14 protein-coding genes and 1 riboswitch are annotated in these 18,528 nt (G+C 63.4%); all 14 genes read left to right on the top strand.

All coding sequences use genetic code 11. The features are described from left to right. Window positions 1-268: 268 nt before the first annotated feature. The 14 genes from RQ593_RS06780 to RQ593_RS06715 all read left to right on the top strand — a co-directional run bounded on the left by RQ593_RS06780 (window position 269) and on the right by RQ593_RS06715 (window position 18,517). A complete protein-coding gene (locus RQ593_RS06780) occupies window positions 269-739 on the top strand; it encodes a YraN family protein (RefSeq protein WP_311450159.1) in 471 nt (156 codons plus the stop codon). Continuing rightward, a complete protein-coding gene (locus tag RQ593_RS06775; protein WP_311450158.1) occupies window positions 739-2,277 on the top strand; it encodes a YifB family Mg chelatase-like AAA ATPase in 1,539 nt (512 codons plus the stop codon). Before RQ593_RS06780 ends, RQ593_RS06775 begins: the two co-directional genes overlap by 1 nt. Window positions 2,278-2,354: 77 nt before the next feature. Next, window positions 2,355-4,100 (top strand): DNA-processing protein DprA, encoded by a 1,746-nt coding sequence (dprA, locus tag RQ593_RS06770; RefSeq protein ID WP_397545900.1) that lies wholly within the window; start codon window positions 2,355-2,357, stop codon window positions 4,098-4,100. A 258-nt stretch (window positions 4,101-4,358) separates the two neighbouring features. Beyond that, complete coding sequence (locus RQ593_RS06765; protein ID WP_311450156.1) at window positions 4,359-5,480, top strand: tyrosine recombinase XerC; 1,122 nt, start codon at window positions 4,359-4,361, stop codon at window positions 5,478-5,480. A gap of 251 nt (window positions 5,481-5,731) precedes the next feature. Continuing rightward, window positions 5,732-6,631, top strand: coding sequence for an ACP S-malonyltransferase (locus RQ593_RS06760; protein WP_311450155.1), 900 nt, complete (start codon window positions 5,732-5,734; stop codon window positions 6,629-6,631). Between the two features lie 115 nt (window positions 6,632-6,746). Further along, a complete protein-coding gene (locus tag RQ593_RS06755; RefSeq protein ID WP_311450154.1) occupies window positions 6,747-7,772 on the top strand; it encodes a beta-ketoacyl-ACP synthase III in 1,026 nt (341 codons plus the stop codon). A gap of 204 nt (window positions 7,773-7,976) precedes the next feature. Next, complete coding sequence (locus RQ593_RS06750; RefSeq protein WP_005506250.1) at window positions 7,977-8,219, top strand: acyl carrier protein; 243 nt, start codon at window positions 7,977-7,979, stop codon at window positions 8,217-8,219. Window positions 8,220-8,414: 195 nt separating this feature from the next. Beyond that, entirely contained in the window at window positions 8,415-9,686 is a 1,272-nt protein-coding gene (gene fabF / locus RQ593_RS06745; RefSeq protein ID WP_311450153.1) for a beta-ketoacyl-ACP synthase II, read from the top strand. A 1,335-nt stretch (window positions 9,687-11,021) separates the two neighbouring features. Then, window positions 11,022-11,220, top strand: a riboswitch (FMN riboswitch). Between the two features lie 433 nt (window positions 11,221-11,653). Further along, window positions 11,654-12,385: a nicotinamide riboside transporter PnuC gene (gene pnuC / locus RQ593_RS06740; protein WP_311450152.1), complete on the top strand. Its 732-nt coding sequence runs from the start codon at window positions 11,654-11,656 to the stop codon at window positions 12,383-12,385. Between the two features lies 1 nt (window position 12,386). Further along, on the top strand, window positions 12,387-13,697 hold the full coding sequence (ribD, locus tag RQ593_RS06735; RefSeq protein ID WP_311450151.1) for a bifunctional diaminohydroxyphosphoribosylaminopyrimidine deaminase/5-amino-6-(5-phosphoribosylamino)uracil reductase RibD: 1,311 nt from the start codon (window positions 12,387-12,389) through the stop codon (window positions 13,695-13,697). Between the two features lie 264 nt (window positions 13,698-13,961). Beyond that, on the top strand, window positions 13,962-15,254 hold the full coding sequence (ribB, locus tag RQ593_RS06730) for a 3,4-dihydroxy-2-butanone-4-phosphate synthase (protein ID WP_070678048.1): 1,293 nt from the start codon (window positions 13,962-13,964) through the stop codon (window positions 15,252-15,254). A gap of 8 nt (window positions 15,255-15,262) precedes the next feature. Beyond that, window positions 15,263-16,048, top strand: a complete 786-nt coding sequence (locus tag RQ593_RS06725) for a GTP cyclohydrolase II (RefSeq protein ID WP_311450150.1) — start codon at window positions 15,263-15,265, stop codon at window positions 16,046-16,048. Between the two features lie 88 nt (window positions 16,049-16,136). Beyond that, the gene (gene ribH / locus RQ593_RS06720; protein ID WP_005506244.1) at window positions 16,137-16,613 is read left to right on the top strand and encodes a 6,7-dimethyl-8-ribityllumazine synthase; all 477 of its coding nucleotides are present in this window, start codon (window positions 16,137-16,139) and stop codon (window positions 16,611-16,613) included. Between the two features lie 293 nt (window positions 16,614-16,906). Further along, window positions 16,907-18,517: an anthranilate synthase component I gene (locus tag RQ593_RS06715; protein WP_311450149.1), complete on the top strand. Its 1,611-nt coding sequence runs from the start codon at window positions 16,907-16,909 to the stop codon at window positions 18,515-18,517. Window positions 18,518-18,528 lie beyond the last annotated feature (11 nt).

The raw sequence follows: 18,528 nt of genomic DNA, 5'->3' as shown, positions 1-18,528 counted from the left end.
GTAGGCGCGCCGGTGCCGGGCGGCAGAGCTGGGTGTTGAAACCGCGTGATGAAGCTGCGTTATGAAACCGCGCGAATATGACGCGTCGAATCGGCACCCGAGCGGCGTTTTTAAAAAATATGCCCCAAAATTTCAAATAAATGGCTGTGGATAACCTCTAATTCCTTCTAGGAGCCGAGGTTATCCACAGTTTTTCGTTAACCGCGTTCGGGCACGCGCGCGGCGGGCACAGTAGAAGCACTACCGCTATCTACCGGGGGAGAGACCCATGACAACAGCCCGAATAACAGCCCGCGCCGCAACCCGAAGCGCACCCCGCAGAACCCTGATTCAGAGCGCTCAGCCTCAGCGAACCCAGCCCCGCGCCCACAGCGTCGGTCGTTGGGGTGAGGAGCTGACCGCCCGCATCTTGGAGGCGAACGGCTACCGCATCCTGGAGAGGAACTGGCGGCCGCCCGCCGGACTGGAACACGAGCAGATCCGCGGCGAGCTCGACCTGATTGCTATCGACCCCGAGGACGAACTGGTTTTCGTTGAGGTCAAGACCCGCAGTAGCGAAGACTTTGGGCACCCGTTTGCGTCCATTGACCGCGATAAGGCGCGCCGCACGCGCTCGCTGGCGATTCTGTGGTGCAGGCTGTGCGAGAACCTGGATTTTCCGCGCTTTCGCATCGACGCCATTGCGGTGACCGGGACCTGCGAAACCTTCACCTTCGAGCATCTGAAGGCGGTGGCGTAATGGGATTCGCACGCACCTATTCCGTTGCGCTCGTGGGCTTGCGCGGGCACATCGTTGACGTCGAGGCAGACATTTCGCAGGGCCTGCCCGGCTTCGTGCTGCTGGGCCTGCCGGACACCGCCCTTAACGAGTCGAAAGAGCGTGTGCGCTCCGCGGCGAAGAACACCGGTATTACCCTCACTCAGCACCGGCTCACCGTGAACCTGACCCCGGCAACCCTACCCAAACGCGGCTCGGCGTTCGATCTAGCCATTGTGGTTGCGGCGCTGCAGGCGGAGAAGAAACTGCACCCCAGCGGCGATAGCGTCTTCCTGGGTGAGCTGGGTCTGGACGGAACGCTACGCCCCGTGCCGGGCATCCTGCCGGCGGTCAAAGCCGCCGTGGATGCTGGACACCACCGCGTGATTGTGCCCGCCGAAAATGCTGAGGAGGCGGCGCTCATCCCCGGCGCGCAGGTGAGCGGTTTCCGCTGCCTGGCTGAGGTTTTTGCCGCTCTCGGCGCGGAGAGTCAGAAGCTGACCTACCCGCCCGCCCCGCAGACGGAGGCGAGCGCACCGGTAGCGAAACCGGCTGAAATTCCCTCGGACATGAGCGATGTTGCCGGTCAGTCGCAGGGTCGTTTCGCCCTGGAGATTGCCGCCGCGGGTGGTCACCACATGCTGCTGACGGGACCTCCCGGTTCGGGTAAAACCATGCTGGCGGAGCGCCTGCCGAGCATCCTGCCGACCCTCGACAACGATGCCGCGATGGAGGTGACCGCGATTCGTTCCCTCTGCTCGGCGGGGGAGCACCTGAGCGAGCTGGTGCGTCAGCCGCCGTTTGAGGCGCCGCATCATAGTGCCTCCGCGCCGGCGATTCTGGGCGGCGGCAGCGGTATTCCCCGCCCGGGCTGCGTGTCTAAAGCGCACCGCGGCGTGCTTTTTCTGGACGAGGCGCCGGAGTTCAAACGTACGGTGCTCGATTCGCTCCGTCAGCCCCTGGAGTCGGGGACCGTGACCCTGGATCGTTCGAGCGCGTCGGCGACGTATCCGGCGCGTTTTCAGCTGATTCTGGCGGCGAACCCGTGCCCCTGCGGCATGAACGTTGGCACCGGTACGGAGTGCACGTGTGCCCCGCGTGAGCGTCGCGCCTATTTTGGGCGGCTGTCAGGCCCGCTGGTGGACCGCATTGACGTGAATGTGACGGTTCCGAAGGTGTCTTCCACGGAGCTTGCGGGCGGTCAGGTGAATGAGAGTTCGGCGCAGATTCGCGAGCGCGTCATGGCGGCGCGGGAGGCTCAGCGGGAGCGTCTGGAGCCGTACGGGTTGAAGACGAATGCGGAGATGAACGGCAAGATTTTGCGCGGCCCGCTGCGTCTGGATGCGAAGCTCACCGGCGAACTGAACGCCGCCGTGGACCGCGGAACGCTGACGGCTCGCGGCTACGACCGGGTGCTGCGTATCGCCTGGACCCTCGCCGATTTGGAGGGCGCCGCCTACCCGAGCCGGGAACACCTGGACGTGGCGCTCTTTTTGAGGCAGCAGGGGCAGCTGAAATAGCGTGCTGACGCTTTGATCGCCGAGGCGTTAGCGAAGAAGTGTTCACGAGATTGAGTCACTCACGAGAGGAGAAAATCATGAGTGAGAAGAAACTGAGAAAACGAGCTGAAGAGGCCGAATTGAAAGACATTGGGCTGAGAGAAACAGCGCCGGAAGAGCGTGTGCCTGAAGAGCATGTGCCCGAAGATGTGCCGCAGGATTTTGTGCAGGAGGAACTGCAGATCCGCCTACCCGGTCACACCCTGGATGCGCACGCCCTGGTGCGTGAGAGGGTGGCGCATATTCTGTCGCTGGGGCAGGAACCCTCGCCGAGCCCGTATAACGCGGCGCGGTTGCCGGGGTTCCTCGCCTCCTGTCTGAATCCGGTGTACCTGGATGAGGCACCGGAGTCTGCAAACCAAGAGGATGCTGAATTAGTAGCCAAAAAATCTGCTGATACCGCAGACGCAACCACCCCCGTAGCTACCGCACCGCTCTTCAATCCCGCCCTCAGCGCGGAGGAGCTTGAGGCGGCGTGCCGCGAGTACATCCGCTGCTGTACCGCTCAGCTGATGCGTTACGCCGAACCCGCCGATGAGCTCGTGGTCGAATCCCTCGCCACCCTGGGCGCGCCGCTGACCCTGCACTACCTGCTGACCGGGCACATCCCCGATGCGCACACCTGGGAGCACGGCGAACCGGATGAGCAGCTCAGCGAATTTCTGCACTCGGTGGGTGCGCCCGCCGAGGGGGAGTCCACCCTGTTTTTCAGCGCGAATGGCTATTACACGCCGGGTGAGCATCAGATGAGCCGCGATAAGTTCGGCAAGGCGCTCGCGACTCGCCGCCTGCGCTGGAACCGCCGCATGGAACGCACCCTGAACGCGGAGGCGCACATGGCGGCAACCTGCGGGGCGTGGCTGGTCACTCCCGCCGATCCGCTGTGGCCGCCGCAGCTGAACGATTTGGGGCCCGCCCGACCGTACGGGCTGTGGTGCCGAGGCGATTCGCGGCACCTGCTGGATGTGGCCTCTGCCCCGAGCGTGGCGCTGGTCGGTTCGCGCGACCCGAGCATTTACGGTACGGAGGCGACGACCCACCTTGCCGCCGAACTGGCGCGCCGCGGGTACACGGTGATTTCTGGTGGCGCGATGGGCATTGATATTGCGGCGCATCGGGCGGCGCTGACCCAGCAGGGCAGCGGCCTGCCGACCATCGCCTTCATGGCGGGTGGGCTGGATCGGCTGTACCCGGCGCAGAACTCGGATGCGCTGAACATGATTGTTGACCGTGGGCTCATTATGAGCGAGGTGAGCGTGGGCAACACCCCCACGCGGTGGCGTTTTCTGGAGCGTAACCGGCTGATTGCGGCGTTGGCGCGGCACACCATTGTGGTGGAGGCGCGCTGGCGTTCCGGTGCGCTGAACACGGCTCGTCACGCGATGGAGATTGGGCGTACTCTTTGGGCGGTTCCGGGGCAGATTAACTCGCCGAACTCGGTGGGTACGAACCGCCTGCTACGCGATGGACTAGCGCAAACACTCACCGAGGCCGCCGATATTCTCGAGTATGATGCCGCCGCGGGTTTTGAGCTGGGCACCGAGCACGAGAGCGAATGGGACCGGGCAGCCACCTCCAGCGCGCTGGATGAGCTGACCGAACGACAGGGTAGGGTCTGGGACGACCTGAGCCCGCGCTCCTACCGCGGCGTGGACGAGATTGCCGCAGCCCTCGGGTTGAGCGCTCGTGACGTGATGGCTGACCTGTTCCACCTGGGGCGCTGCGGTCTGGCGGAGAGTAGCGGAACGAGCTGGAGGAAGGTCCGCCCGGCTGCCGCAGCGTAGGAGAGCCACTGAGCACCCCGCTATAGCGGGATGTGAGGGTCAGTCATGATGGGACGGCAGGTCATGACGGGGCGGTGCGTAGAGAGCGTAGAACCTCTCTACAATTGGGGTAGGCTCGCGCGTACTGGCGCGGAGCCTACCCCGCCGTCCTAACGGCAGATGCGCCAGGGATCGAAATACAGCCGGGGACAGAAATACACTGTCGAGAAGCATCAACGCCGCTAGAGTCAGGAACCGGAACTACGAAAGGAGGGACGCATGACCCCCGCCCGCCAGCACGAAAACCGAGCTGAAAACAGGAACGAGAACCGGGAAGAATACCGAGATGAGGCTCCCTCCGCGACCCTGCCGGTGACCTATACCCGCAGCCTCGCCGCTAATCATCCCGGAACCCACACTGAGGGTCCAGAACCTGCCCTGCCCGGCTCGGCTCTACCCGATTCTGCACTGGGCGTTTCCGGCGAGGTGTTCCGCCCCGTCCTGGACCGTTTTGAGCGTTTTCTACGCTATGAGAAGCACCGTTCCGAAGAGACGATTCGCTCCTATATTTCGGATTTGGAGGGCTTCTTCGGCTACATGGCGCGCCGCGGTGTGCGGCACCTGGACAGCATTGATGCATCCCTGATTCGTGAGTGGTTGGGTTCGTTGCATTTGCGGCAGGCGGCTCGTTCTACGGTGGCGCGCCGCGGCTCGACCCTGCGCACGTTCTTCACCTGGGCTCAGGAGGAGGAACTGGTGCACGCCAACCCCACGCGCGGTATGCGCACCCCCAAGCGTGAGAATCACCTGCCGCCGGTGCTGAGCCGTGAGCAGATGAACCAGCTACTAACCACCCTGCAGGAGCGTCGGGCGCAGGATCCTCGTGATGCGCGCCTGCTACGTCTGGAAGCCGTGGTTGAGGTGCTGTACGCCTCGGGCATGCGTATTTCTGAGCTGACCGGCCTGGATTTGCAGAGCGTGGACCGTGCAAATAAGACGGTGCGCGTGCTGGGTAAGGGCAATAAGGAGCGCGTGGTGCCGCTGGGTACCCCGGCGCTCAAGGCATTGAATCGTTGGGTGTCGTATGGTCGTCCGCAGTGGATTCCGGAGGGCGCTCAGGGTGTGACGGCGCTGTTTATTGGCCCTCGGGGTGGGCGTGCAAATGCCCGTCAGATTCGTGAGGACCTGACCCGTCTGCTGCGCACGGTGGAGAACACTCAGGCGTCGGGTGCGCACGTTTTGCGTCATTCGGCGGCGACTCACCTGGTCGATGGTGGCGCCGATATCCGTTCGGTGCAGGAGCTGTTGGGTCATTCATCGTTGGCGACCACGCAGATTTACACGCACGTGTCGATGAAGCGTCTGGCGGAGACGTACGCGCGGGCGCATCCACGAGCCTAGGGGTGGCAACCCGAAAGTTAGCTGTCTCTCTATTTGAACCTTGCCCGTTCGGGTTGTGCGAATGGGTGAATTCAATCTAAGCTATACACTGTTCAACCACTGTCTGAGCTCCCGGTGCACCCCAAAATTCTTGCACTGCGATGTTTATGCAAAGCGGCTGAACAAGGTAGCATAGGTAACAGACTAACCGTGGTCTCCGTCTCTGCGGAGGCACCGCGTACGAGTACTAAAAACCAGAAAGGTCGCACCGCATGCGCGCACTCGTTTGCCCCGGACAGGGCTCCCAGAAGAAGGGCTTCCTGAGCCCCTGGCTCGAGATTGAAGGTGTGCGTGAGCACCTGGAACGACTCTCCGAAGCGGCAGGCATCGACCTGATTCACTACGGCACCGAAGCCGAAGAAGAAACCATCAAGGACACCGCAATCGCCCAGCCCCTCATCGTGGCTGCAGGCATCGTCACCGGTCGCCTCGCACTGCGTGAACTTGAGGGTGAAGAGCTCATCTTCGCGGGTCACTCCGTCGGCGAAATCACCGCGGCAGCCCTCGCCGGTGTGCTCAGCGACGAAGACGCAATGCGTTTCGTGCGCGTACGCGCCAACGGTATGGCGGAGGCGGCAGCCGCCTCCCCGACCGGCATGGCTGCAGTACTCGGCGGCGTTGAAGAAAACGTCCGCGAAGCCATCGACGCAGCAGGCCTGGTCGCAGCAAACTCCAACGGCGGCGGCCAGATCGTAGCCGCAGGCCCCATCCCCGCCATCGAAGCATTCGCCGCGAACCCGCCCGCACGCGCTCGCGTCATTCCCCTGAAGGTCGCAGGCGCATTCCACACCGAGGCAATGGCACCCGCCGTGCCCGCCCTGGAAGAGTTCGCCGCATCCCTGCAGGTATCCGACCCGACCTCCGCACTGCTGACCAACCGCGACGGTTCCGCCGTGGCATCCGGTGAAGAGTTCGTCAAGACCCTCGTCTCCCAGGTCACCAGCCCCGTCCGCTGGGACCTGTGCATGGCAACCCTGCTCGAGCGTGAAGTCGCCGGCATTATTGAGGTCGCCCCCGCAGGCACCCTGGTCGGCCTGGCAAAGCGCGCGATGCGCGGCGTGCCCGGCACCTCCATCAACACTCCCGAGGATCTCGCCTCGCTGAAGGGCTAAACGTCGCAGGAGAGCGCTCAGCCCTCCCCACGCTAGGAACCCTTCACACTAGACATCACTTTAGACATGCGAGGCACACAGTGTCTTGCGAGCATCAGCACTAAGGATTGAATACGTGACTACCCTCAAGCAGTACGAAATCAACCGCTACTCCCGCATCCTCGGTTACGGCGCAGCCCGCGGTGATGTCATCGTCCCCAACGATGACATCGTTGAGGCAATCGACTCCTCCGACGAGTGGATCAAGCAGCGCACCGGCATCGCAACCCGCCACCGCGCCAGCGAAAACCAGTCGGTAGCCGACCTCGCCATCGATGCCGCCAAGGACGCCCTGGCAACATCCGGTGTAGCCGGTGAGGACATTGAGGCGGTCATCATCTCGACCATCTCGCACCCTTACGCAACCCCCTCCCTGGCAACCCTGGTCGCCGACGCAATCGGCTCCAAGTGCCCCGCATACGACATCTCCGCAGCGTGTGCAGGCTTCTGCTACGGCATCGCCCAGGCAGACGCCCTCGTCCGCGCAGGCACCGCAAAGCACGTGCTGGTCATCGGCGTTGAGAAGCTCTCCGACTTCATCGACAACACCGAACGTACCATCTCCTTCCTGCTCGGCGACGGCGCAGGCGCAGCAGTCGTAGGCGCCTCCGACGAACCCGGCATCGCCCCCACCGTATGGGGTTCGGACGGCTCCCGCTGGGGCACCGTCGGTATGGACCGCTCCCTGCTGGATATCCGCAACCGCGACTTCGTCGCAAACCCTGTGCAGGAAGGTGAAAAGATCTGGCCCACCCTGCGCCAGGACGGCCCCTCCGTCTTCCGCTGGGCAGTATGGGAAATGGCGAAGGTCGCCAAGCAAGCACTCGAAACCGCCGGCATCACCCCCGACGAGCTCGGCGCGCTCATCCCGCACCAGGCAAACGCCCGCATCATTGACCAGATGGTCAAGACCCTCAAGCTTCCCGACACGGTGGCAGTGGCACGCGACATCGTCGATGCCGGTAACACCTCCGCCGCATCGGTCCCCCTCGCCGCACACCGCCTGCTCAAGGAGAACCCGGAACTCTCCGGCAAGTTCGCCCTGCAGATCGGCTTCGGTGCCGGCCTGGCATTCGCAGCTCAGGTAGTCGTCCTTCCCTAAGGAAAACCACCGGAGCCCGATGCTTACCGCCCCTCACGACCGGCACCGCGCCGGTGCACGAGAAAGAAAATAAAGCGGAAAAGCATCCCCACAAACTCCGAGTTGACGCATGCGTACACCACGCAGACACGATAAACTCGGTAATGCACGCGTACCCCCACCCGGCGGGTGCGATGACCATCGAAAAAACAAAGGAGCCCCTGAATGGCTAACAAGGAAGAGATCCTCGCAGGTCTGGCAGAAATCGTTAACGAAGAGACCGGCGTTGAGGTTGAGGACGTTCAGCTGGACAAGTCCTTCACCGAGGACCTGGACATCGACTCCATCTCGATGATGACCATCGTCGTGAACGCTGAGGAGAAGTTCGAGGTGACCATCCCGGACGAAGAGGTCCAGAACCTCAAGACCGTTGGCGACGCAGTCGAGTTCATCGCGAACGCTGCCTAAGCTATAACCAATAACGAGGCGGCGCGGGCTCTCACCGGCCCGCGCCGCATCGCTATTCACTCTGCTTCATTTCAATACACTCCGGGCTCCCATAGGGGTGTTCCCTACACGCAGTATCAGCCCGGACCCCACAGGTTTATATCCACACACCACCGGATAAACCACCAAATCGACCACCGAAGAGAAAGTGCCACAATGTCTCGAAAAGTGCTGGTGACCGGCCTCGGCGCGACCACCCCCATTGGCGGCGACGTCCCCACCACCTGGGAAAACGCCACCAAGGGCGTATCTGGTGTATCCACCCTCGACCACCCCTGGGTCAAGGAATACGACCTGCCCGTATACATTGCAGGCCAGCTCGCCGTACCCGCCCTCGAATCCGGTCGCCTCACCAAGGTAGAAGCAAAGCGCCTGGATCCCTCGGGCCAGCTCGCCCTCATCGCCGCACGCGAAGCATGGGAAGACGCAGGATTCTCCGGCCCCGACGCCGACTCCGCAGAAGAAGTCGACCCCGAACGCACCGGCGTAGCCTTCGGTACCGGTATCGGCGGCGTGTGGACCCTCCTCGACGCATGGGACACCCTCCGCGAAAAGGGCCCCCGCCGTGTCCTCCCCATGACCGTGCCCATGCTCATGCCCAACGGCAACGCAGCAGCCGTCTCCATGAACCTCAAGGCACGCGCCGCAGCACAGACCGTCGTCTCCGCATGCGCATCCTCCACCGAAGCCATGGAACTCGGCGTCGAAATGATCCGCAGCGGCAAGGCAGACGTCGTCATCGTCGGCGGCGCCGAAGCAGCAATCCACCCGCTACCCATGGCAGCATTCGCCAAGATGCAGGCACTCTCCTCCCGCAACGACGAACCCGAAAAGGCATCCCGCCCCTACGACGTCGACCGCGACGGCTTCGTCATGGGTGAAGGCGCAGCAGCACTCATCCTCGAATCCGAAGAACACGCCAAGGCACGCGGCGCACGCGTCTACGCGGAACTGGCAGGCACCGGCGTCTCCGCCGACTCCTACCACATCACCGCACCGGACCCCGCAGCACTCGGCGCAACCCGCGCACTGCGCGAAGCCCTCGAAGACGGCAACATCGACCCGAAGACCGTCGTGCACATCAACGCGCACGCCACCAGCACCCCCGCTGGTGACCTGCCCGAAGCAACCGCAATGCACGAAACCTTCGGCGAGCACACCAAGAACATTGCCGTCTCCGCAACCAAGTCCATGACCGGCCACCTGCTCGGCGGCGCGGGTGCCCTGGAGGCTGTGCTGACCGTACTGGCTCTGTACCACCGCACCGCACCCTGCACCATCAATCTGGACAACAAGGACCCCCAGATTGACCTGGACGTGGTGACCGAGGCACGCGAGCTGCCCGCCGGCGAGATTGTGGCGCTGTCGAACTCCTTCGGTTTCGGTGGCCACAACGCGGTTGTAGCATTCCGCTCCGTAGAGGGCTAAAACTCTTCGACTGCCTCATAGGAAGGGCACGTCGGACAATGCTAGCGGGGGAGTGCCCCCTCTGCGGCGCTGGCGCGCCTTGAGGACGGAGCCCCCGCCGCGCATTCCCGACGCGCCCTTTATGGGGTTAGTAATAAACGGGGTCGCCTGCGATAGATGTCTATCGTAGGCGACCCTGTTTGCGTATGAGGTTTTACCCGCGGGGTAGTTGTTTGAGAGGTTGTACCGGACAACACTCGCGGGGGAGTGCCCCCTCTTCAGCGCCTGGGGGCGCTTCGAGGACGGAGCCCCCGCTTCGCGTGTCCGGTACGCCCTCTGGGTCGCCTATCCCTCGGGTTGGTTGAGATAGGGGTTGGTCTGGGATTTCCTTCTCGGGTCAGCTCGCCTCGGGCTGGGGTATATGAGGTTGGTCTGGGGCTGAGTTTCGTGTGCAGCTCGCCTAAGTTTGGGGTGGGCAGGGTTTTACGCGTTAAAAACGGGTGGCGTATTCGCTCCGGCACTGCGAATACGCCACCCAAACACACCACACTCCACAAGACAATGCAGAGCGCGCGGGATCAACCATCCCGCAAGGTTCCCGTAACCCCCATCGCGCACCACGGTAGGCGACGACAGAAGAACGGGAGCTTATGACCGTTTGACACGCACAACGCCCCTCGTAGAGGTTTACAAAGGCGTATACCCTGCGATCTTCCGGAAGTTTATTCGGAAGAGCTCCCACGCCGGTTCCGTTGAGAAATAATTCGGTGTGGTTGCCTCCCGATGGTGAAGCACATCAACATCGTGTGCCGCAATACTGCGCAATCCAGTACGCGCAGATGCTGCGTGAAAACCATCCGGGGAATGCAGTCCGTGGGCCAGTTTTCCAGCTTCAAATGGCAGAAGCTTAAGGGTTTGATGTGAGTGCTCGGATGGTCCGAATCATGTAGCTCTCAACGGAACCGGTTTATCGGTGATGGGAGCTCCTGTAGATAAGAATAACCTTAAATCACCCCTGGAGTAAACCTTAAACCAATAATTTAACCTTATTGTTATAATTCCTTGTCATAAAGGTATTGACGGGTGTTCAATATGCCCTGGGTAACCCCCAGGAGGCCCTCATAACTCTTTGGTCTGTTTGGCGCTCTTCACCGTTATGAAACCGTGATAAATCGTCCCCGAAAAATGAAGGACCGGGTTCCGAAGCGGCCCCGTGGGTGACTACCGCGGGGAGTTGCGTAGCGGGACTTGAAGACGCACCGCGGGCACAGTCATAAAACGTCATCTTGTCACGGAAGTTACCCCAGAGAAAACAAATTAAACCCCCGGCGTGCACTGTGGCATAATCGATATCGACATCGTGCTCCGGGGTCGGTGAAATTCCGAACCGGCGGTCACAGCCCGCGAACCGCTCTCGCAGGCAGGCAAAAATCGTACGAATCTTCGCATCCGCGCAGGACGCCAAGACTCCGCTAGAGATGCCCGCCCGCAAGAGAGGCCGAACCGGTGAAAATCCGGTGCCGACAGTACAGTCTGGATGGAAGGTAGCACGAGCAGAAAAAGGCAGGAGCGCACTCCGCCGCACCTCCCGAAAACCTCGGGGTAGCACGCAGGGTGCACTGAAGCAGTTGCTAGAGAAAACTGCTGCTTGCGAAAACTGTTACTTGAGGGAACTGCTACTCGCGAAAAATGCTCGAGAGCACAGGGCTTTTCAATACAGTAGTTTTCAGCACAGTAGTTTTCAGTACAGTGGTTTTCTGCGCGACAGGGGAGAGGCGCCTCCAAGGTGCCGGTACGTTATTCCCCTCGACCGCAGTCGCTGATTTCAGCCACGGCTGGCTGATCTGTTGCTCCCGCCTCAGTACGGATACCGGGCACTGCTTAAGATGCCCGCGGTAGCCGCCCTTTTCTGTTCCTCTCCCCGGAGCCGCCGCAGATGCGCACACAGCGCATCCGACACACGGTCCAACTCAGAGAGGAAAGAAACAATGGACATCTTGCGGTGGCTCTTCGACGCACAAATTCACGTGGGGGACCAGTCCCTCCTCGTGCGCGAAGTTCTCGGAAACGCATTCGGCCTGGCATCGGCGCTCGGCGGCATGCGACGCAAAGTATGGGCGTGGCCCGTCGGCATTCTCGGCAACCTGCTGCTCCTCACCGTCTTCCTGGGCGCCCTCGTCGGCAGCCCGCACCCCGTGACCATGCTCGGCCAGGCAGGCCGCCAGATCATGTTTATTGCCGTGTCCATCTGGGGTTGGCATCGTTGGCGCGCAACCCGTGCCGCCGGTGGTGACGCCTCCGAAGGTGCCGCGGTAATCCCCACGTGGGCCACCAACACCGAACGTGCAGGCCTGGTCGTCGCCATGGTGGCAGGCACCCTGCTGCTCACCCCCATCTTCCGCGCACTCGGATCCTACGAACCGGTCTGGTCCGACGCCTGGATCTTCACCGGCTCGCTACTCGCCACCTACGGTATGGCGCGCGGATGGGTTGAATTCTGGCTCATCTGGGTTGCCGTCGACCTGGTCGGTGTGCCGTTGCTGTGGAGCGCAGGCTACTACGCGACCTCCCTCATGTACGTGTTCTACGGATGCTTCACCCTCGTCGGTTTCTTCGTCTGGTGGCGCACCCGCAACCTGGAGGCGCAGAAGACTCGGGTGCAGACCCAGTTCCCCGACGTGACCGTTGAAGTAACTGACGTACAGAAGGGTCGTGCATAAGATGCCGCAGAACCCCTCGCTACAGGTGCTGGCGAGCGCGCACCTGCCCGTAACCGTTGCCCCGAGCGTTCCTCTGCCGCACAACGAGGCGGACTACTCCGCCGCGGAGTACGGTCACCTCGCCGGGTTGCCCGCCGCACGCACCCTCCAGCTGCCCGACCCCGAGCAGGCGCTCAGCCACGCAGACGCCATGACCCTGGCGCTGCAGGCGGCACGCCAGGGCATCCGCGGCGCGAACCCCCTCGTCGGCGCCGTTATTACCGACAGACACGGGCACCTGTTGCACGTGGGCTACCACCGAGGCGCAGGCACCCCGCACGCCGAAGCTGACGCTCTCGCCGCCGCCCGTGCCGCGGGAACCGACCTCACCGGCGCGCGCATGTACGTGAGCCTCGAGCCCTGCAACCACACCGGACGCACCGGCCCCTGCTCCCACGCCGTCGCTGAGGCGGGCATCAGTGAACTCTACTACGCCTACAGCGACGACACCGAAAACGCAGCCGGAGGCGCCGCCTACCTGCGCTCGCAGGGCGTTACCGTGCACGCCATGGAGGAGTTCGCGAACGCCTCCTACCTGCTGAATGAGCGCTGGTTCATTGCCGCCGCCGAACGCCGCCCCTTCATCACCGCAAAGAGCGCCTCCACCCTGGACGGGTTCATCGCGGCTGCTGATGGCACGAGCAAGTGGATTACCGGCCCCGCCGCGCGCATTGACGGGCACCTGATTCGTCACCGCGCCGACGCCGTCATGATCGGCACCCGAACCACCCTCATGGACGACCCGACCCTGGACGCGCGCGACGCCAACGGGGAACGCTTCGAGAAGCAGCCGCTGCGCGTGGTCATGGGCAAAACCGAGATTACCGAGAACTACCGCGTGCGCGGCCTCAACCCGCCCGAAGGCGTGGAGGCGGACCCGCAGAACTTCCTACAGGTCTTCACCCACGACCCGCGCGAACTGCTCGATGAGCTGTACGCCCGCGGGGTGCGGCACCTCATGATTGAGGGCGGCCCCGGCATGGTCGGCCTCTTCGCCGGTGAAGACTTCATCGACGAGATGGTCTGGTACCGCGCCCCCATGATCATGGGGCAGGGTAAGAGCGCCGTGTACCGTCTGCTCGTGGACACCCTCGCGCAGGCGCCGCGCCTGCAACTGGACGACCTGGGAATGTTCCCGGCGGTGCGCGTGCTCGGCAACGACACCGCAACCCACCTGGTGCCGGCACCTCGTGGAACGGCGCAGGAACCGGGTGAGCGGCGCACCCTGCCGAAGCTGGACGCCTGCCACGCGCCCGAACCGAGATTAGATTAGCCGAGGCTGGACTAGTCGCGGCTGGACTAGCCTCCGCTTGGGCTAGTCTCCCTTCGGCTGAGCGCGGGCGGGGGAGTAGTACCTCAAGGACCCCCGCCGGAGCCCGGCTAGTTTGTGCCGGCTGGTTCGCATGCTGGCACAAAAGCTCCCCGTCACGGGGAATATTCGAAAAATACGTATAGTTATACCGACGAACAAACCATCGCCGCCCGTCGCCCTCAACGACGACGCCCCGGCGGACACGGCGAGAAAAGGAAAGCACACATGTTTACCGGAATCATTGGCGCCCTCGGCACCGTAGAATCCATCACCCCCATCGAAGGTAGCGACGCAGCCTACCTGACCCTCAACGCCGGAGACATCGTCGCCGACCTCGAACACGGCGGATCCCTCGCCGTCAACGGTGTATGCCTCACCGCTATCGACCTCGACCAGCTGCAGCCCGGCCAGTTCCGCGCCTACGCCATGGGTGAGACTCTGCGCCGCACCAACCTCGGCAACCTGAACCCCGGCGACACCGTCAACCTGGAGCGCTGCCTGCCTGCCGGTGGCCGCCTCGACGGTCACGTCGTGCAGGGCCACGTGGATGCGGTTGGCACCCTCGCATCCGTCACCGCGCACGAGGCGTGGAGCACCCTGCGCTTCAACCTGCCCACCGAACTGGCACCCCTGCTCGCTGAGAAGGGCTCCATCGCTGTTTCTGGCGTGTCCCTGACCGTCACCGCGGTATCTGAGCCCGGCGAAACCCCCGCATGGTTCGAGGTCGGCCTGATTCCCGAAACCCTGAAGGCAACCAACCTCGGCGCGCTCAAGGTCGGCGACAGCGTGAACCTTGAGACCGATGCGCTCGCTAAGTACGTGCAGCGTCTGACCGCGTTCGCAGGCGTGCCCCAGGCTGACTCTGCGCACTCCGGTGAGCAGGTTGCGCCGCGTCGCGCCGACGCCGCAAGCGTCCTCGACAGTGTGCAGACCGCAGTGGACGCTATCGCCGCAGGTCGCGCCGTGGTCGTCGTTGATGATGAAGACCGCGAAAACGAAGGCGACATCATCTTCGCCGCCGAGCACGCAACCCCCGAGCTGATGGGCTTCATGATTCGCTACACCTCCGGCGTGGTCTGCGCGCCCCTGAGCAACAAGCGTGCCGACGAGATGAACCTGCCGCCCATGGTCACCAACAACGAGGACCCCAAGGGCACCGCCTACACCGTCTCTTGCGATGCGGCGTCCGGCGTGAGCACCGGCATCTCCGCGGCGGACCGCGCACGCACCGTGCAGATCCTCGCGGATGCCTCCTCTACCCCGGCTGACATTACCCGCCCGGGCCACATCTTCCCGCTGCGCGCCGTTGACGGCGGCGTGGCGGAGCGCCCCGGCCACACCGAGGCCGCGGTGGAGCTCTCCCTCGCGGCGGGCCTGTCCGGCGTGGGCGTTATCGCCGAGGTCGTGCACGACGACGGCTCCATGATGCGTTTCGACGCCCTGCGCGCCTTCGCCACCGAGCACAACCTGCCCATGATCTCTATCGAAGACCTCATCAAGTACGTAGCTAAGGCGTAGGAGAACGCATGAGCGAAACCCCTAACACCCAGGCAACGCCGGGCACTTCCGCATCGGGCACCCCGGTCGAGCCGGTTGAGGCGCAGGCTGAAGAGCTCAGCGCCGATTCCCTGCGCATCGCCTCCCAGCTCGCTGAAGGCTACCGGGTCAGCCCCCTCGACATGGTGCCCAACCCCAGCCCGCTACTGGTCGAAAGCACCGAAGAGGTCGCCGTACCCACCCCGCAGGGCCTGTTCGGTTTGCGCGCCTGGCGATTCGCAGACGGTGCCGAGCACATCAGCGCCCGCGCCCTCGACCGTGACGGCACCCCCGTACCCGCTGAGGACGGGGGAGTGCCCGCGGTACGCATCCACTCCGAATGCGCCACCGGCGACATTTTCGGTTCCTTCCGATGCGATTGCGGCCCCCAGCTGGAGAACGGCCTGCGCATCCTCAGCCGCACCGGCGGGTACCTCATCTACGTGCGCAACCACGAAGGACGCGGCATCGGACTGGTCAACAAGCTCCGCGCCTACGCGCTGCAGGATGCCGGACTCGACACCCTCGACGCGAACCTGGCGCTCGGCCTGGACGGCGACATGCGCGACTACTCGCAGGCGGCACTGATCCTGCAGGAACTCGGCGTGAACGAGCTGAGGCTCGTGACCAACAACCCCGCCAAGCAGGAGGCGCTCGAAAGCCTCGGCCTACAGGTCACCGAAATCATCCCGGACGAAATTCCCGCCCGAGTCGAGAACGCACACTACCTGCAGACCAAGCGTGAGCGTATGCGTCACGTGCTCAAAAGCGCGTAGCGGCGCCCCGTAACGGCGCAGGGTAGAAACCCCGCGGCACCCCTGCACACTAAACTTTTCAAAAACCCAAACCCACAAGGAGAACACAATGAGCGGCGTAGGCGCAGCAGACACCACCCTCAACCCCGAAGACTACAAGGGCTTCAAGCTCGCAATCGTAGCGGCAAGCTGGCACACCCAGGTCATGGACGGCCTCATCGACGGTGCGCAGCGCGCAGCACGCGACGCAGGCATCGAGCCGACCCTCGTGCGCGTACCCGGAACCTTCGAACTGCCCGTCGCAGCAACCCGCCTCGCCGAGAAGTTCGACGCCATCGTCGCGCTCGGCGTGGTCATCCGCGGCGGCACCCCCCACTTCGACTACGTCTGCCAGGGCGCAACCAACGGCCTGACCGACGTGTCCGTGCTGACCGGCCGCCCCATCGGTTTCGGCGTGCTCACCTGCGACAACGAGCAGCAGGCACTCGACCGCGCAGGCTTGGAAGGCTCCAACGAAGACAAGGGCTACGAGGCGACCGCAGCGGCACTGCAGACCGCAGCAACCCTCAAGCAGTTCAGCAACTAACACGGCTGAACGGTACGCGGCTCAGTTTCACGAAGAGAACTATTGACTCTTCACCGTGGAACTGGGCCGCAGTACCGGTTACACTGAAACAACCCGCGCGCAGGGCTTACCGGGCCTTAAAGGGCTTACCGGGCCTTATCAGGCATGATCGGGCGTGATGAATCTGGCATGTATGCGCCAGATAGACACGCCGGCACATACGGTAAAACCCTCATGCACCGGTAAAACCCCGCGCGGCAGCTAAGGGACACAGCGCACCGACGCGCTCCCAACCCAACACAAGGAGTACAGCAATGCAGGATTTGGGCACCATCACCCCCAGCCTCGAAGAATTCCGCGCCCGCGCAGCCAGCACCCGCGTCATTCCCGTACACATCAAAATCCTCGCCGACTCACTCACCCCCATCGGCATCTACCGATCCCTCGTACTCCAAAACGACCAGGGCGAACCCGTCGAAGCAGCCCACGGCACCTTCCTGCTCGAATCCGCCAAAATCTCCGCGGAAGGCGAATCCGCAGCCTGGGACCGCTACTCCTTCATCGGCGCATCCTCCCGCTCCACCCTCACCACCGTTGACGGCGCAGTCCACTGGCAGGGCCGCACCCCCGCCGGCGCACCCGTCGACGGCGACCCCGTAGAAGCCATCGCCAAGACCCTGCAGATGCTCTACACCGAACCCGACCCGACCCTGCCGCCGCTCACCTCCGGCCTGGTCGGCTACCTCGGCTGGGACGTCGTGCGCCACTGGGAGCACCTGCCCTACCCGCCCGCAGATGACGTGAACCTGCCTGAATTCGCGCTCAACATGGTCTCCGACATGGCAATCCACGACAACAAGGATGGCACCGTCCTGCTCGTCGCCAACGCCATCAACTTCAACGGCACCAGCGAAAACGTCGACGGCGCCTACGAGGACGCAGTAGCGCGCCTGCACAGCATGCTCCGCCGCCTGCAGCGCGGCGCCGCAGCGACCACCTCCATTCTCTCCGGCGTGGCAGACGTTGACCGTAAGGTCCGCGAAGACGTCACTCTCACCTGGAGCGAACAGGGCTTCAAGGACGCCATCGACCGCTCCAAGAAGAACATCATCGACGGCGACGTCTTCCAGATTGTGCTCTCACGCCGATTCGAAGCCGAAACCAACGCCAAGGCACTCGACGTGTACCGTGTACTGCGCCAGTCCAACCCCTCGCCGTACATGTACCTCTTCAACTTCGAAGACAGCAACGGCACCCCCTTCCACATCGTCGGCTCCTCCCCGGAGGCGCTCGTCACCCTCAAGGACGGCATCGCCAGCACCCACCCTATCGCCGGTTCCCGCCCGCGCGGCGCAACCCGCGAAGAAGACCTCGCACTCGCCGAGGAACTGCTCGCCGACCAGAAGGAACGCTCCGAACACCTCATGCTCGTCGACCTGGCACGCAACGACCTCTCGCGCATCGCCAAGCCCGGAACCGTATCCGTCGACCAGTTCATGATTATTGAGCGATTCAGCCACATCATGCACATTTCCTCCGCCGTCAGCGCCGAACTCGACCCGCAGTTCAGCGCCTACGACGTGCTGCGCGTCGCCTTCCCGGCAGGCACCCTCTCCGGTGCCCCCAAGCCGCGCGCCATGCAGCTCATCGACGAATACGAACCCACCCGCCGCGGCGTCTACGGCGGCGTATGTGGCTACTTCGACTTCGCCGGCAACATGGACATGGCAATCGCCATCCGCACCGCCGTACTCAAGGAAGGCACCGCCTACGTACAGGCAGGTGCAGGCCTCGTCATGGACTCCAACCCGGACTCCGAAACCCTCGAAACCGTCAACAAGTCCGCCGCCCCGCTGCGCGCCGTGCTGACCGCCTCCGGCCTGGCACCGCTGGACGCAGACGCAGTCGTCAACGCCACCAAGTAACCCAAGGAGAC

It is taken from the genome of uncultured Rothia sp. (genome assembly GCF_963507905.1).
Lineage (GTDB): Bacteria > Actinomycetota > Actinomycetes > Actinomycetales > Micrococcaceae > Rothia.
This window is presented reverse-complemented; position numbering and strand designations above follow the sequence as displayed.

Bases quoted from the DNA above. Each gene is read 5' to 3' on its own strand.
- RQ593_RS06780 (WP_311450159.1), top strand. From the start codon at position 269: ATGACAACAGCCCGAATAACAGCCCGCGCCGCAACCCGAAGCGCACCC.
- RQ593_RS06775 (WP_311450158.1), top strand. From the start codon at position 739: ATGGGATTCGCACGCACCTATTCCGTTGCGCTCGTGGGCTTGCGCGGG.
- dprA (WP_397545900.1), top strand. From the start codon at position 2,355: ATGAGTGAGAAGAAACTGAGAAAACGAGCTGAAGAGGCCGAATTGAAA.
- RQ593_RS06765 (WP_311450156.1), top strand. From the start codon at position 4,359: ATGACCCCCGCCCGCCAGCACGAAAACCGAGCTGAAAACAGGAACGAG.
- RQ593_RS06760 (WP_311450155.1), top strand. From the start codon at position 5,732: ATGCGCGCACTCGTTTGCCCCGGACAGGGCTCCCAGAAGAAGGGCTTC.
- RQ593_RS06750 (WP_005506250.1), top strand. From the start codon at position 7,977: ATGGCTAACAAGGAAGAGATCCTCGCAGGTCTGGCAGAAATCGTTAAC.
- fabF (WP_311450153.1), top strand. From the start codon at position 8,415: ATGTCTCGAAAAGTGCTGGTGACCGGCCTCGGCGCGACCACCCCCATT.
- pnuC (WP_311450152.1), top strand. From the start codon at position 11,654: ATGGACATCTTGCGGTGGCTCTTCGACGCACAAATTCACGTGGGGGAC.
- ribD (WP_311450151.1), top strand. From the start codon at position 12,387: ATGCCGCAGAACCCCTCGCTACAGGTGCTGGCGAGCGCGCACCTGCCC.
- ribB (WP_070678048.1), top strand. From the start codon at position 13,962: ATGTTTACCGGAATCATTGGCGCCCTCGGCACCGTAGAATCCATCACC.
- RQ593_RS06725 (WP_311450150.1), top strand. From the start codon at position 15,263: ATGAGCGAAACCCCTAACACCCAGGCAACGCCGGGCACTTCCGCATCG.
- ribH (WP_005506244.1), top strand. From the start codon at position 16,137: ATGAGCGGCGTAGGCGCAGCAGACACCACCCTCAACCCCGAAGACTAC.
- RQ593_RS06715 (WP_311450149.1), top strand. From the start codon at position 16,907: ATGCAGGATTTGGGCACCATCACCCCCAGCCTCGAAGAATTCCGCGCC.